At 63.8% G+C, this 13,495-nt stretch carries 14 protein-coding genes and 1 other RNA gene; 8 read left to right on the top strand and 7 right to left on the bottom strand.

The genetic code is table 11. From position 1 onward, the window contains the following. The first annotated feature begins 13 nt into the window (after window positions 1-13). Genes NKH12_RS18830 through NKH12_RS18815 form a run of 4 tightly spaced genes read left to right on the top strand, consistent with a single transcriptional unit; the run spans window position 14 to window position 4,171 of the window. Window positions 14-310, top strand: a complete 297-nt coding sequence (locus tag NKH12_RS18830; RefSeq protein WP_023797525.1) for a sarcosine oxidase subunit delta — start codon at window positions 14-16, stop codon at window positions 308-310. After that, window positions 307-3,315 carry a sarcosine oxidase subunit alpha gene (locus NKH12_RS18825; protein WP_352954506.1) on the top strand — a complete coding sequence of 1,003 codons (3,009 nt, stop codon included), beginning with the start codon at window positions 307-309 and terminating at the stop codon, window positions 3,313-3,315. Before NKH12_RS18830 ends, NKH12_RS18825 begins: the two co-directional genes overlap by 4 nt. After that, window positions 3,308-3,889 (top strand): sarcosine oxidase subunit gamma, encoded by a 582-nt coding sequence (locus NKH12_RS18820; RefSeq protein WP_352954505.1) that lies wholly within the window; start codon window positions 3,308-3,310, stop codon window positions 3,887-3,889. The genes NKH12_RS18825 and NKH12_RS18820 overlap by 8 nt, the downstream gene beginning before the upstream one ends. A gap of 51 nt (window positions 3,890-3,940) precedes the next feature. Further along, window positions 3,941-4,171, top strand: coding sequence for a hypothetical protein (locus NKH12_RS18815; protein ID WP_292182999.1), 231 nt, complete (start codon window positions 3,941-3,943; stop codon window positions 4,169-4,171). Window positions 4,172-4,257: 86 nt separating this feature from the next. Here the strand turns inward: NKH12_RS18815 and NKH12_RS18810 are convergent, their stop codons facing one another. Beyond that, window positions 4,258-4,503 (bottom strand): DUF680 domain-containing protein, encoded by a 246-nt coding sequence (locus tag NKH12_RS18810; protein WP_352954504.1) that lies wholly within the window; start codon window positions 4,501-4,503, stop codon window positions 4,258-4,260. A 96-nt stretch (window positions 4,504-4,599) separates the two neighbouring features. On the opposite strand from NKH12_RS18810, the gene NKH12_RS18805 reads away from it, so the two are divergent. Next, a complete protein-coding gene (locus tag NKH12_RS18805) occupies window positions 4,600-4,734 on the top strand; it encodes a hypothetical protein (protein WP_352954503.1) in 135 nt (44 codons plus the stop codon). Here the strand turns inward: NKH12_RS18805 and NKH12_RS18800 are convergent. From NKH12_RS18800 to NKH12_RS18790, 3 genes are all read right to left on the bottom strand, one after another. After that, on the bottom strand, window positions 4,724-5,368 hold the full coding sequence (locus NKH12_RS18800; RefSeq protein ID WP_352954502.1) for a TetR/AcrR family transcriptional regulator: 645 nt from the start codon (window positions 5,366-5,368) through the stop codon (window positions 4,724-4,726). The genes NKH12_RS18805 and NKH12_RS18800 overlap by 11 nt on opposite strands. A gap of 100 nt (window positions 5,369-5,468) precedes the next feature. Further along, a complete protein-coding gene (locus NKH12_RS18795; RefSeq protein ID WP_029348059.1) occupies window positions 5,469-5,963 on the bottom strand; it encodes a MaoC family dehydratase in 495 nt (164 codons plus the stop codon). A 26-nt stretch (window positions 5,964-5,989) separates the two neighbouring features. Continuing rightward, the gene (locus NKH12_RS18790; protein ID WP_352954501.1) at window positions 5,990-6,805 is read right to left on the bottom strand and encodes an SDR family oxidoreductase; all 816 of its coding nucleotides are present in this window, start codon (window positions 6,803-6,805) and stop codon (window positions 5,990-5,992) included. Window positions 6,806-6,979: 174 nt separating this feature from the next. On the opposite strand from NKH12_RS18790, the gene NKH12_RS18785 reads away from it, so the two are divergent. Together NKH12_RS18785 and NKH12_RS18780 are read left to right on the top strand one after the other, a co-directional pair. Then, window positions 6,980-7,243, top strand: coding sequence for a DUF4258 domain-containing protein (locus NKH12_RS18785; protein WP_352954500.1), 264 nt, complete (start codon window positions 6,980-6,982; stop codon window positions 7,241-7,243). 40 nt (window positions 7,244-7,283) lie between these two features. Continuing rightward, window positions 7,284-7,430: a DUF2283 domain-containing protein gene (locus NKH12_RS18780; protein WP_502910814.1), complete on the top strand. Its 147-nt coding sequence runs from the start codon at window positions 7,284-7,286 to the stop codon at window positions 7,428-7,430. 2 nt (window positions 7,431-7,432) lie between these two features. Here the strand turns inward: NKH12_RS18780 and NKH12_RS18775 are convergent, their stop codons facing one another. From NKH12_RS18775 to NKH12_RS18765, 3 genes are all read right to left on the bottom strand, one after another. After that, a complete protein-coding gene (locus NKH12_RS18775; RefSeq protein ID WP_352954499.1) occupies window positions 7,433-10,564 on the bottom strand; it encodes an efflux RND transporter permease subunit in 3,132 nt (1,043 codons plus the stop codon). Continuing rightward, window positions 10,564-11,718, bottom strand: coding sequence for an efflux RND transporter periplasmic adaptor subunit (locus NKH12_RS18770; protein ID WP_352954498.1), 1,155 nt, complete (start codon window positions 11,716-11,718; stop codon window positions 10,564-10,566). Before NKH12_RS18770 ends, NKH12_RS18775 begins: the two co-directional genes overlap by 1 nt. 286 nt (window positions 11,719-12,004) lie before the next feature. Further along, window positions 12,005-12,433, bottom strand: coding sequence for a CBS domain-containing protein (locus NKH12_RS18765; RefSeq protein ID WP_352954497.1), 429 nt, complete (start codon window positions 12,431-12,433; stop codon window positions 12,005-12,007). 402 nt (window positions 12,434-12,835) lie between these two features. On the opposite strand from NKH12_RS18765, the gene rnpB reads away from it, so the two are divergent. Further along, window positions 12,836-13,134: RNase P RNA component class A (gene rnpB, locus NKH12_RS18760), an RNA gene on the top strand. Window positions 13,135-13,495: the final 361 nt, after the last annotated feature.

Raw genomic sequence — 13,495 nt, 5'->3', positions numbered from 1 at the left:
TGTAGGAACAACCATGCTTCTCATACGCTGCCCCTATTGCGAGGAAGAGCGTCCGGAACTCGAATTCCGCAACGCCGGCGAGGCGCATATTGCGCGTTCGGCAGATATGGCCGCGACAAGCGATGACGACTTCGAAAAGTTCTTCTTCATCCGCTCGAATCCCAAAGGCATTATCTATGAGCGCTGGCGGCACATGCATGGCTGCGCGCGGTTCTTCAATGCCGTGCGCGATACCGTCAGCGACAGGTTCCTGATGACCTACAAGGCCGGCGAGCCGAAGCCGGCGAAGCTACCGGGAGCCTCCGAATGATCGCAGCGTTCCGCATTCCCGGCGCCGGGCGCCTCAAGCCGGCAGAAACGGCGCGCTTCAGCTTCGACGGCCGGTCCTACGCCGGTGTCGAAGGCGATACGCTGGCCTCGGCGCTGCTCGCCAACGGCGTCCATCTGGTCGGCCGTTCGTTCAAATACCACCGGCCGCGCGGCTTCCTGTCCGCTGGGGCGGAAGAGCCCAACGCGCTGGTTGAGATCAAGCGCGACTCCTCCAGGAAGACACCCAATGTCCGCGCCACCGTGCAGGAGCTCTATGACGGGCTGACGGCACAGTCGCAGAACCGCTGGCCGTCGCTTTCCTTCGACGTCAGTGCGGTCGGCGACGTCGCCTCGCCGCTGCTTTCGGCCGGCTTCTACTATAAGACCTTCATGTGGCCGAAGTCCGCCTGGAAAAACCTCTACGAGCCGAAGATCCGTGCCGCCGCCGGCCTCGGCGTCGCCCCCGACCAGCCGGATCCCGACCATTATTCGGCGCGCTACGCCCATTGCGACGTGCTGGTGCTGGGCGGAGGTGCCGCCGGCATCGCCGCAGCACTTGCCGCGGCCGAAACCGGCGTGCGCGTCATCCTTGCCGACGAGCAGGCGGATTTCGGCGGCAGCCTGCGCTTCGAGAGCGGCGCGAAGATCGACGGCCAGGACGGTTTTGCCTGGGCGCAAGGTGCAGTCGCGACGCTCAAGGCCATGGATAATGTCCGCGTGCTGTCCCGCACCACGGCCTTCGGCTATTACGCGCAGAATTTCGTCGGGCTGGTCGAGCGCATCAGCGATCATTTGCAGAACCCCGGCCGCGAGCTGCCGCGCGAGCGGCTGTGGCAAGTCCGCGCCAGCCGCGTGGTGCTGGCGACCGGCGCCATCGAGCGGCATATGGTCTTTGCCGACAACGACCGGCCGGGCATCATGCTGGCGTCAGCGGCGCGCACCTATCTCAACCATTACGGCGTCGCGGTCGGCAGGAATGTCGGCGTCTATACGGCCAATGATTCCGCCTATGCGGCGGCGATCGACCTGAAGAAGGCGGGCGTCGGCGTGGCGGCGATAGTCGATCTGCGCGACAATCCGACCGGGCCGGTGATCGACGAGGCGAGGGCGCTCGGCATCGAGGTCAATTTCGGCCGCGCGGTAATCCGCGCCGGCGGCAAATTGCGGGTGTCGTCGATGACCGTGCAGCCGAAGAACGGCGGCGGCGAGCGCACCATCCCGGTCGACGCGATCCTGATGTCGGCCGGCTGGACGCCGTCGGTGCATCTGTTCTCGCAGTCGCGCGGCAAGGTCGCCTTCAATGACGAGACCAAGCGCTTCGTGCCCGGTATCTATGCGCAGGACTGCGTTTCCGTCGGCGCCTGCAACGGCACGGACGGGCTGTCGGCGACGATCGACGAGGCCTATGCAGCGGGCGCCATGGCGGCCAAGGATGCGGGCCTCAAGGATGCCGGCGCCAACACCGTCAAGGGAACCAAGCCGAAGGTCGATGCCAGTGAGAGCTGGTCGCGCGGTATGCTGGGTGCGGCGCCCGGCGCCGGTGCGGACACGACGGTAAAGGCCTTTGTCGATTTTCAGAACGACGTCACCGCCAAGGACATCCGCCAGGCCGTGCATGAAGGCATGCGTTCGATCGAGCACGTCAAGCGCTTCACCACCAACGGTATGGCGACCGACCAGGGCAAGACCTCGAACATGCATGGCCTGGCCATTGCAGCCGAGACGCTGGGCAAGCCGATCCCGCAAGTCGGCCTGACGACCTTCCGGGCGCCTTACACGCCCGTCACCTTCGGCTCGATCGTCGGACACGCGCGGGGTCCGCTCTTCGACCCGACCCGCCAGACGGCGATCCATCCCTGGGCCGAGGCTCAAGGTGCGGTGTTCGAGGATGTCGGCCAGTGGAAGCGCGCCTGGTATTTTCCGAAGGCGGGCCAGGACATGCACGCCGCTGTCGATCGTGAGTGTGTCACGGTGCGCAAGACGGCCGGTCTGTTCGACGCCTCGACGCTGGGCAAGATCGAGGTGGTTGGGCCGGATGCGGCCAAATTCATGGAACTGCTCTACACCAATCCGTGGGAGAAACTGGAGCCCGGTCGTTGCCGCTATGGTATCATGCTGCGCGAGGACGGTTTCATCTATGACGACGGTGTCGTTGGCAGGCTTGCACCCGACCGTTTCCATGTAACGACAACGACGGGCGGTGCGCCGCGCGTCATGAACCATATGGAGGATTACCTCCAGACCGAGTTCCCGCATCTCAATGTCTGGCTGACCTCGATCACCGAGCAGTGGGCGGTGATCGCCGTGCAGGGGCCGAAGTCGCGGGAAATCATCGCGCCGCTGGTCGAGGGCATCGACATGTCGGACGAGGCGCTGCCGCATATGTCGGTGCGCGAAGGCAAGATCTGCGGCGTGCCGACAAGGCTGTTCCGGATGTCATTCACCGGCGAGCGCGGCTTCGAGGTCAATGTGCCCGCCGATTACGGCCAGGCCGTCTGGGAAGCGCTGTGGGACGAGGGCCAGAAGCACAGCGCCTGTGCCTACGGCACCGAGGCGATGCACGTGCTGCGCGCCGAAAAGGGCTACATCATCGTCGGCCAGGACACCGACGGCACGGTAACGCCTAACGATGCCGGTCTCGATTGGGCGGTCGGCAAGAAGAAGACCGATTTCGTCGGCATTCGAGGCATGGCGCGGCCGGACCTTGTCGCCAAGGGCCGCAAGCAGCTGGTCGGCCTGAAGACCAAGGATCCTAAGGTGGTGCTGGAAGAAGGCGCGCAACTGGTCGGCGATCCGAAGCAGGCGATCCCGATGACCATGATCGGCCATGTCACCTCGAGCTATTGGTCGGAAAATTGCGGCCGCTCGATCGCGCTGGCCCTGGTTGCCGGCGGCCGCGATCGGATGGGCGAGACGCTTTACGTGCCGATGCCCAACGGGACGATCGAGGTGGAGGTCACCGGCATGGTGTTCTTCGACGAGAAGGGGGGGCGCCTCAATGGCTAAGGCTGCCGCGAAGAAATCTACCGCCGCTGCTCCGTCGGTCGAACGCCGCCCGGCTCTCGCCGGTCAGGAGCTTTCCGCAACCGGCGTCACGCTTGCCATCTTGCCACCCGCGGTGCGCATTTCGCTGCGCGCGCCGGACGCCTCGGTCGCTGCGCTTTCGAAGGCGCTCGGCGTGATCCTGCCGCAAAAACCCAAAACCTCGGCGGCAAAGGCCGGGCGCACGGCATTGTGGCTTGGGCCAGACGAATGGCTGGTCATCGACGAGGCGGCAAAAGATCCGCTCGCCGACTGCGCTGAGGTGGCCGTGCTGCATTCGGCGGTCGGCGTCTCACATCGCAACGTCGCCATATCGGTTATCGGCCCGGCGGCTGCGGCAACAATCAATTCAGGCTGCCCGCAGGATCTGTCGCTTGACGCCTTTCCGGTAGGCGCGGCGTCGCGCACCATTCTGGGCAAGGTCGAGATTGTGCTGTTGCGCACCGCAACCGATGCGTTCCGGGTTGAATGCTGGCGTTCCTTTTCCGATTATGTCTTTACTTTCCTGTCGGAGGCGGCAGGCGACGCAGCGGCTTAGGAATACTCGCTGCGCTCGGCCGTTGCCGGAGCAAGTCGAGGGAGAATGTCGATGCCGTCGAAATCGGCGCCGAATCCACCGGTCCAGAAGACGCCGGCCGTGCGCTCGTTCGAACACGAGCAGCACCAAGAACCAAACATTGAAGAGGAACTCGAGGAAGGGCTTGAGGACACGTTTCCGGCCAGTGATCCGGTGTCGATCACCGGGACCTCCATTTCCGGTGCTCCCGCAAGACCCGGCAAGGCCAAGATCGTGGCCGGAATGAAGAAGCGAAGGAAATAGCTTCCATCGGGCTCCAGCGGCGCCGGGCTGAAATGGCCACGAAAACGGGCGGTCAGGATTTCCTGCCGCCCTTTTGTCTTCGAACCTCAGAACGTGCTTGGCACGATCCACGGATCGATGTCGATGCCGAGCCGCGGGCCCTTGTTTTCAGTCGAGCCATTGCGAGTGGCCGAGCCCGACTTTTCGACCGATCCGGTCGCGCCGCAATCGAGCTCGATGTTGGTGTCGGCGCAGGCTGCGGCCGGCGCCTGCTTGCCGGGCTGGTTCTGGCCGGCGAAAGCCGCGCCCGAGAATGCCAGGACGGCCGCGAGGGCGAAGATCGGATTTCTCATCTTCTGTCTCCAGTTCAACCGCTGAATTTACCGTACAAGTACGGTACAGCGTACATATACACCCGGCAATCAGAGGGTTCAAGCCAGAAGTCGTACATGTACGAAAAATTTTATGTGGGTGCTGGGAATCGCATCGCGCGCCAGCGCGCCGAGTTGCGCACGCGGCGCCGTTCACCCGTGCCGTACAAGATCTTCAGCTATCCGAAACCGAAGGAACCCTTCAGCAGTTGACCGGTGTTTCGGTCAGCGGCGGCACGTCCTGCGTCGCCAACGCGGCAAGCGTGAAGTCGCACATCCGCTTCACGAAAGCCTGCTGGTCGCCGAACGGATAGAAGGGAAAGGTGATCAGCAGCGAGATCGTGCCGTGGCCGACCGCCCACAGCATGGTGGCAATGGCGCGCGGATCGCCCTTAAGCCTGCCGGCGGCAACGCAGGCCTCGACCCTTTTGATCAGCACTTTCATCAACGGATTGCCCTCTTGCATCTCGGCGAAGGTCCTGCCTTCCGGGGGCTTGACCTTTTCGGTCATGAATATCGTGCGATATTCGTTGGGGTTGCCAAGGCCGAAGGCCGCGTATTCGGTCATCACCACCTGCAGCGCCTCGATCGGATCGTCGGCCGGGTGATCCTCGATGCGCTTGGCCAGAGTCTCGAACGCATCCTCCGCCAGCGCGAACAAGATGTCCTGCTTGTCGGCAAAATAGGAATAGACCGACATCGGTGCATAGCCGACGCGCTTCGCCAGCTTGCGGATGGTGAGGCCTTCATAGCCTTCCTCCTGCACGAGCTTATGCGCCGCATCGACAAGCTCGGAGCGCAGTTCGGCCTTTTGTTTCTCGCGGCGTGTCTGGACGCTGAGCGGCAATTTACGTCTTGCCTTGGGTTGTTGGTGACTGGCCAATTTATATACGCTGTACGGAACTGGACAAGATGATCGCCGCAACAGGGTTACTAGCGTTCGCCACTCATGCCGCCTCTGGCTGGCGTTCGATCAATGTCAGCGTCAGCCAGCGTGCGGTCAGCGCCGGTTTTTTCGAGCCCTCGATCTCGATGGTCACATCGTGCGCCGTCTGCACCCAGCCCGACGGCCTGACCTTGACGTCGGCCAGCACGAAACGGGTGCGGATGCGCGCGCCGGTCTTCACCGGCGCCAGGAAGCGCAGCGAATCGAAGCCATGATTGACGCCCATCTTGCTGTTTTCGAGCGGCGGCATGGTCTCGAAGGTCATCGCCGACAAAAGCGAAAGCGACAGGAAACCATGCGCGATGGTGCCGCCGAACGGCGTCTCGCGCTTGGCGCGCTCCGGATCGCAATGGATGAACTGGTGGTCGTCGGTGGCATCGGCGAACTGGTCGATCATGCGCTGCGAGACCACCCGCCACGGCGACACGCCGACCTCCTTGCCGACGCTTGCCAGAAGCACATCGAGACTGATCGGTTCCACGCTGATGTCCTCCATTTCAACCGTCCGGGACGCGAGCGGCTTCATTCCTTGAACAGTGTCAGCCCATGCTGCACCGACTGCCCGCCATCGATTGGCAGGATGGCGCCGGTGACATAGCTGCCGGCTCGGCTGCACAAATAGAGCGTTGCGCCGGCAATGTCATCCGGCGCGCCGATGCGGCCGATCGGAACGTGGCCGCCGACATGTCTTGCCTGGTCCTCGGTCGCCGTGGCGAAGGCGGTCATCCGGCTCCGGAAGGGGCCGGGGGCGAAGGCGTTGACGGTGATGCGGCGGGCGGCGAACTCGATCGCCAACGTGCGTGTCAGATGATGAACCGCGGCTTTCGAGGCAGAGTATGAATAGGCGTCGTCGGCCAGCGGCTGCGTGCCCATCACCGAGCCCAGATTGATCACCCGGGCCGGATCGGCATCGCTGGCGGCGGCGTCGAGCAGCGGCAGAAGCTCGCGCGTCAGATGGAAGACGGCGGTGACGTTGACGCCGAACACCTTGGCCCAGGCATGGTAGGGGAAGCTTTCCAGCGGCGCGCCCCAAGAAACGCCGGCATTGTTGACCAGGATGTTCAGCCGCTCGGTCCGCCCCTTGACCTCATCGACCAGCGCTGCGATGCCAGCCTCGCTGGAGACATCGCCGGCAAAGCCTTCGGCCCGGCCAGTGCCGCCGAGGCCGTTCAGTTCGCCGGCAACCCTGATGCAATCCTCGCCCTTGCGCGAGGCGATCATCACGGTAGCGCCGGCCCTGACCAAAGCGGTTGCCGCCATGCGGCCGAGACCGGTCGCAGCCCCGGTCACCAGCGCCGTCTTGCCGGCCACCGAAAACAGCTCATCCAGATAGCTCATCGCAACTCCTCTGCGCGTCCTTGCCTCGCCCAGCAAAAGGCTCGCGTTGACAAGGCTAACCGAAGTACGATCATCCCTGCCGCGGGTAAAGTGCCAGAACCGAGGCGATGGAGCTCGTGATGGCTGACTCCGCCACGACCGGCGGCACGGTGTGCATCGGGATCTAGCTGCCGAATGATTGCGAAACGCCCGCTGCTGTATACCAACCATGCCGAGACCGTCATTCGTGAACGGTCGCTCGACAAACTCTGGATCGAACGTGCTGTGTGGGAACCAAATTGGCAAGCGGCGGATGTGAAAGACACCTCGGTGATACGTCTGTACAAGCGGGTGCCCGAAAATGGCGATCGCATCCTGCGCGTCGTCTGTGTGGTAACGCCTGAGGAAATCCGTATACTGTCTGTCTACTTCGGTCGCGGGGCGAGAAGGCCGAAATGACGCTCAAACTCGAATATGACCGGAAGCTAATGCTGCCTACATCCGTTTCTCCTCGGAGGCGATCCAGGAAAGCGAGGAAGTTTCTGCAGGCATAGTCCTCGACTATGATGCTGAAGGCCACATCGTCGGAATGGAGGTGCTGGATGCTCGAGAACACCTTCCCGCCGCGATGCTGAAGGCGGCCTGACCCTACTCCGCCGGGTCGACATTGGTGTAGGCGGCTTCCTCGAGCTCGCGCTTCAGCCGCGATGCCTCTTCCACCTTCGGCGTGACGAAGCGGCCGAGCAGGAGATAGGCGACCGGCGTCAGGAACAGCGTCGAGACGGTGGCCAGCCCCAGACCGCCGACGATCACCCAGCCGAGCGCAATGCGCGCCTCGGCGCCGGCGCCGCTCGCCAGCACCAGCGGCACGCCGCCGAGCACGGTGCAGATCATCGTCATCATCACCGGCCGCAGCCGGATGGTAGAGGCTTGCTCGATAGCCTCGCGCACGCCGAGCCCGCGGTCGCGCAACTGATTGGCGAACTCGACGATCAGGATGCCGTTCTTGGCCATCACGCCGACCAGCAGCACCAGGCCGATCTGGCTGTAGGCGTTGAGGCTGGTGCCGCTGAGCAAAAGGGCAAAGATCGCGCAGGCAAGGCCGAGCGGCACCGTCGCCATGATGATGACCGCGCTGACGAAGCTCTCGAACTGAGCGGCGAGCACCAAAAGGATGATGACCAGCGAGAAGCCGAAGATGGTGATCATGGCGCTGTTGGTCTCGCCCAGCGTCGCCGCCTCGGCCAACGGCACGATGCGGCTGCCCGGCGGCAAAAGCGGCGTGGCGATTGCCTCGGCGCGGGTGAGCGCCTGGCCGAGCGCGAAATCGCCGCTGAGGTTGGAGGTGATCGCCACCGACGGCTGCTGCTGCTCGCGGGTCAGCGAGGGCGGCACGGCGCGCTCGGTCAGCGTGGCGATGGTCGACATCGGCACGAAGCGGCCGTCAGCCGTCTTCAGGAAGATGTTCTCCAAATCGGTCGGATCGTTGATCGGGTTGGTCGTCGAGACGAGCTTCACCCCGTAGCTGCGGTCGGCGATATAGACATCGACGACATCATTGCCGTCGAGCATGGTCTGGAAGGTATCGGCAAGCCCGGTGATGTCGATGCCGAGGTCGGAAGCGCGCTCGCGGTCGATGGCGACGGAAAGCTGGGGCTGCGTCGGGTCGACGGAGAGCCGGGGCGACTGGAAGCCGGGGCCCTTCTGCATTTCCGCGATGATCTTCACCGCAGCGTCGTCGAGCGCGGCGCGGTTGTTGCCGACCAGCGCGACCTGCAGGCCGTTGCCGGCGCCGCGAATACCGAGGCTGTTGGGCTGCATGGGAAAGACGCGCACGCTCGGCACCTGCCGGGTGAGCCGGCTGATGTCGGCCATGATCTGCTGTTGGCTGCGGTCGCGCTCGTCCCATGGCGCCAGCGTCATTACCATGAAGCCGGCATTGTAGGCGCCGTTCCGGCCAGCGCTCTCGAAGGTGTTGCGGATTTCGCCGGAATCGCGCAGCGGCTGGATCAGTTTTTCGATCTTCTGCATCTGCTCGGTCGTGTAGTCGAGGCTGACGCCTTGCGGCGCGTCGACGCGCATGAGCACGACGGCACGGTCCTCGGTCGGCGTCAGTTCCTGGCGGATCGTGCCGAATAGCGTGAAGGCGGTGGCTGCAAACAGCAGCGCGACCAGAAGCACGATCCACGGCGCGTCGAGGCAGATGCGCAGGCAGCGCCGGTAGAGCCTGTTCAGCGCGCCGCCAATGCGGGCGCCGATGCCGCTGCTGCCTTCGTGGTGAAGCGGCGCGGCCGACAGCATGCGCGAGGCAAGCATCGGACAAAGGGTGAGCGCCACGACGGCGGACAGAAGCACCGATATCGCGAGAACAAAGCCGAATTCGCGAAACAGACCGCCGGTCTGGCCGGGCAGGAAGGAGATCGGCACGAAGACGGCGACCAGCGTCAGCGTCGTGGCGATGACGGCGAAGAACACTTCCTGGGCGCCAAGCACGGCCGCGGCGCGTGGCCCCATGCCTTCGTTGCGTCGTCGCACGATGTTTTCCAGAACGACGATGGCGTCGTCGACGACCAGGCCCGTCGCCAGCACCAGCGCGAGCAGCGTCAATATGTTGACCGAGAAGCCGGCGAGATAGATGGCGGCGATCGTCCCGATCATCGCGACCGGCATCGCAAGCCCCGGAATGAGCGTCGCGCGCCAGTCGAGGAGAAACACGTAGATGACGATCAGCACGATGGAGACGGACAGGCCGAGTGCGATCTCGACTTCATGCACCGCGCCGTTGACGAAGACCGCATCGTCGCTGGTGACCTTGATTGACATGCCCTGAGGCAGATCCGCCTGCAGCGAGGCGACCGCGGCCCTGACGCCGGTCGAAATATCCAGCGTGTTCGATTCCGCCTGGCGGATGATGCCGAGACCAATGCCGGTCTTGCCGTTCGAACGCAATGTGGTCTGGCCGATGTCGGGGCCGAGCGTGACGGTGGCGACGTCGCGGATGCGGGTCGTGCCGCCGATGATGATGTTTTCGAACTCCTCCGGCGTGGTCACGTCCGCCGTCGGACGCACGATCAGGTCCTGGTTGGTCGTGGTGATCGAACCCGCCGGCGAATCGAAAGCGACCGAAGCCAGCGCTGTCCTCAGGTCGGCGACGGTGAAGCCCAGGCTGGCAAGTTTGTTCTGGTCGACATCGATGCGGAAGATCTTGTCGCGGTCGCCATAGACCTGGACGTCGGCAACGCCGGGCACGGCGGCAAGCTCGTCCTCGATCTGGTCCTGGACCAGCACCGTCATGTCCTGCACCGACATGGTGTCGGAGGTGACAGCCAGCCGCATCACCGGCTCGGAATTGGCGTCGGCCTTGACGATGCGCGGCGCATCCGCCGTGTCAGGCATCTGGTCGACGACGCGGCCAATGCCATCGCGCACATCGGAGGCGGCGACGTCGAGGTCGACGCCGTCGTTGAATTCGATGGTGACGCGGCTCGTGCCGAAGGACGAGGTGGACGAGATCGACTTCACACCGGAGACACGGGCGACCGCGCCCTCGATCACGTCGGTCAATTCGCGGTCGACGGTCTCGGCCGCAGCGCCTTCAAAGGTCGTGTTAACGGTGACGACGGCGCGATCGACATCCGGCAGTTCGCGGACCTCGACACCGTAGAAGGCAGCAAGGCCGGCGACCGCGATCAGCGTGTTCAAGACCAAGGCCATCACCGGCCTTCGGATGAACAGTGCGGTGAAGCCTGTATCGCTGGCGGCGTTGTTGGTTGCGGTCATCAGCCGTCGGCGTCCGCGGCGCGCTGTTCTTCGCCGGCGATGGCGACCGCGCCGCCTTCGCTGACGCTCTGGGTGCCCTCGGTCACCACCATGTCGCCGCTGACGATCGGGGCGTCGATCAGCACGGTCTCGGTGTTGCGCTGGATAATGCGCACGGCCACCCGCTTGGCCTTGCCGTCCACGATGGCCCAGACATAGGCACCGTCCGAACCCCACTGGATCGCCAGCGGACTGACCGCCGGATAGCTGTCGCCGGGGAATTTCATGGAGATCTGGAAGGACATGCCGGCACGCAGCGAATCGGCCGGATTGGCGATCTTTGCCTTGACCAGAAGGGTACGGCTGGCTTCATCGATGTGGTTGTCGATGGCGGAGACCGTACCGGTATAGGCTTTGTTGGGGTTGGCAATCGGCGTCGCAGACAATTGTGCGCCGATCTTGACGGCGGCGGCGAAGCGCTCCGGCACCCAGAACTCGACCAGTATGCTGGAGCGGTCGTCGAGGGTGGCGACCGCCGACTGGCTGGTCACATAGTTGCCGGCTGATATCGGCAGGATGCCGACGACGCCGGCAATCGGCGCGACGATCGAGCGGCGCTGCAAGGCCAGTTCCGCATCGCGAAGCGCCAGCCTGGCATTGGCAAGCACCACTTCGGCATCGGCAACGGCGACCGCTGTCGCAGCGTTGGAAGCGCGCAGTGATTTGACCCGGTCGAGTTTGGCCTGCGCGTCCTGCAAGGCAACCTTGGCGCGGTCCTGTGCGATCACCTCGGTGTCGGAATCGAGGGTGGCGATGACCTGCCCCTTTTCGACATGGGCGCCGGATTCGACCAGGAATTCGACGAGGCGGCCGGAACTGTAGGGATTGACCGTCACCGAGGCGTTGGCGCGGCCGGTGCCGATCGCCTGCAGGCGATCGTTGATGATGGCAGCGGCCGCCGGCAATGCGACGATAGTCACCCGCTGACCGGCGGCGTTGCTGCTGCCTGCTTGGCCGGCCTTATCGACGGCGCCCGTTGGTGGCGTCGCGGCATAAGCCCAGTCGATGCCCCAGCGCGCCAGCACATCGGGCGCGCCTGGAAAAAAGCGAACCCAGGCGGCCGCAGCCGCGACGAGGATCACAAGTGCAAAAACGATCTGTTTCCAGGTGGCCATCGGCGCTCCGGTTGGCAAATATACCGCCTACGGGTCCCAAGGTGAAGTAGACGCGACGGCACACTCCGACACGCAGGATGACTCGTCGATATCAAAGCTTTATGGCAATTCTCCCGCTCGCTTGCACATTAAATCGGTGTAACGTTGATAGGGGCCCCGGCTGGGCTCACCGGCCGATCGACGCGGGCGGCAGAGATCACCAGATGCGCTCGCCGTTTGGCCAATGCCGACGGCGCCGCTCGGCAGGTCGTCCGTCCGATCCCGTCTGCGTGCCCGCGGGGATTTTTTACGTCGCGTGTGCGCCGCCGGGTACGACAACGCCGGACATCGCGATTCCGACGGTTGCCGGATCTTCCTTCAGCGCCGCGTCCGCGAGCGATACCACACCCACCAGGCGCTTGTCGCGGTTGAGGACAGGCAACCGCCTGACCTGGATATCACCCATGTTCTGGACGACGTGCTCAATATCTTCGTCCTCGAAGCAGTATTTGACATCCTCGGTCATCACGTCGCGGACTGTCGCGTTGCCGTCCTTGCCTTCGGCGACGGCACGTACGACGATGTCACGGTCGGTGATTGTTCCGACGAGTCGGTCGTTTTCTCCGACGGGCAGAAATCCGACATCGTCAACCGCCATTCGTTTCGCGATTTTCTGCAGTGACTCGTTAGGACTGGCGAGGTGGACGTTGGGGGTCATTATCTCAGCGACTTTCATGGCGAATCTCCCTGTTCGTGCCCAGAACGGCTACCTGCGGACGTAGAGCGATATTGGCCTGGAAGATTTGTTGAGGACCTCAGGCCTGTCGCGCTGCGACGCTCGCTCGGCGGTCCGTTCCTCGCTGATGGAACTAACAGCCGAGCCGAATGGTTCCAGCCGGTTTGGCCGCGCTGCCACGCAGATCCGCCGGAACCGTCGGGCTCCGTTCTCGTTTGCATGAATGCCCCTTGGCAGACCGGGACATGGGGCGTGTGATCCTTGAACTTTCCCGTTTTGTTCCCATATAGCTGGACCGGAGACGGTTCCGCTGCATGGGGATAGTTAACTCCTGGCCCTGTGCGGCTCGAATTTTCATGGTGAGAGCGCTGGGATCATGTCCAGCCGTTCCACCAGAAGAGACCAGATCTCCAGGCTGCCGCGCATAAGCGACGGATGTCGCAGAGCGAGGAAAGTCCGGGCTTCGCCGACACACCCCAGCAGGTAATGCCTGCCCGCCGTAAGGCGAGCCACGGCAACAGAGACGAGCCGTCCCAGTCGGGACGGGTGAAACGGGCGACAGGGTGGGGAAGCAACCGCAAGAAGTGCCCTGTGACCGGTGTCGGGGAGGGCTTTGGTGGCGGGCAAGGAGGCGCCTGGCGACAGGCGTCCAAGAGGAATGGCAGCCCTCGACAGAACCCGGCTTACAGGGATCTGGTCCGAAAGTGTAACCCATGTCTCCGGAATGAACTGTCACCCGTCTCTCGGGAAGGGCACAGGCTGTGGATTAACCGGAAACGAGCATTGCTGTCGTAACCCCGTCCCTGCAGCCAACATGGCTCGATCTGGCTGAAACCTGGGGAACGCAGCACGATGCCAAGCCGGCAATGGAATTAGCAGGTTCTTTCACCAAAGGTGCTTGACACGAAACCGATGCTTCCCATATACGCCTCTCCAACGAGGGCGGTGCGCCGCTGGCGACGAAGCGGTTCGCTTCTAGATCTGCCCTCTGCGAAATTCAAGAGAGCCGCGTGAGCGACACTCGAACGGCCCCGAGCCACAAGCGTACGGGCCACGACCTCG

It is taken from the genome of Mesorhizobium sp. M1322 (assembly GCF_040318085.1).
GTDB lineage: Bacteria > Pseudomonadota > Alphaproteobacteria > Rhizobiales > Rhizobiaceae > Mesorhizobium.
The sequence above is the reverse complement of the archived record's forward strand: the minus strand, read 5'-3'. Positions and strand labels throughout refer to the sequence as shown.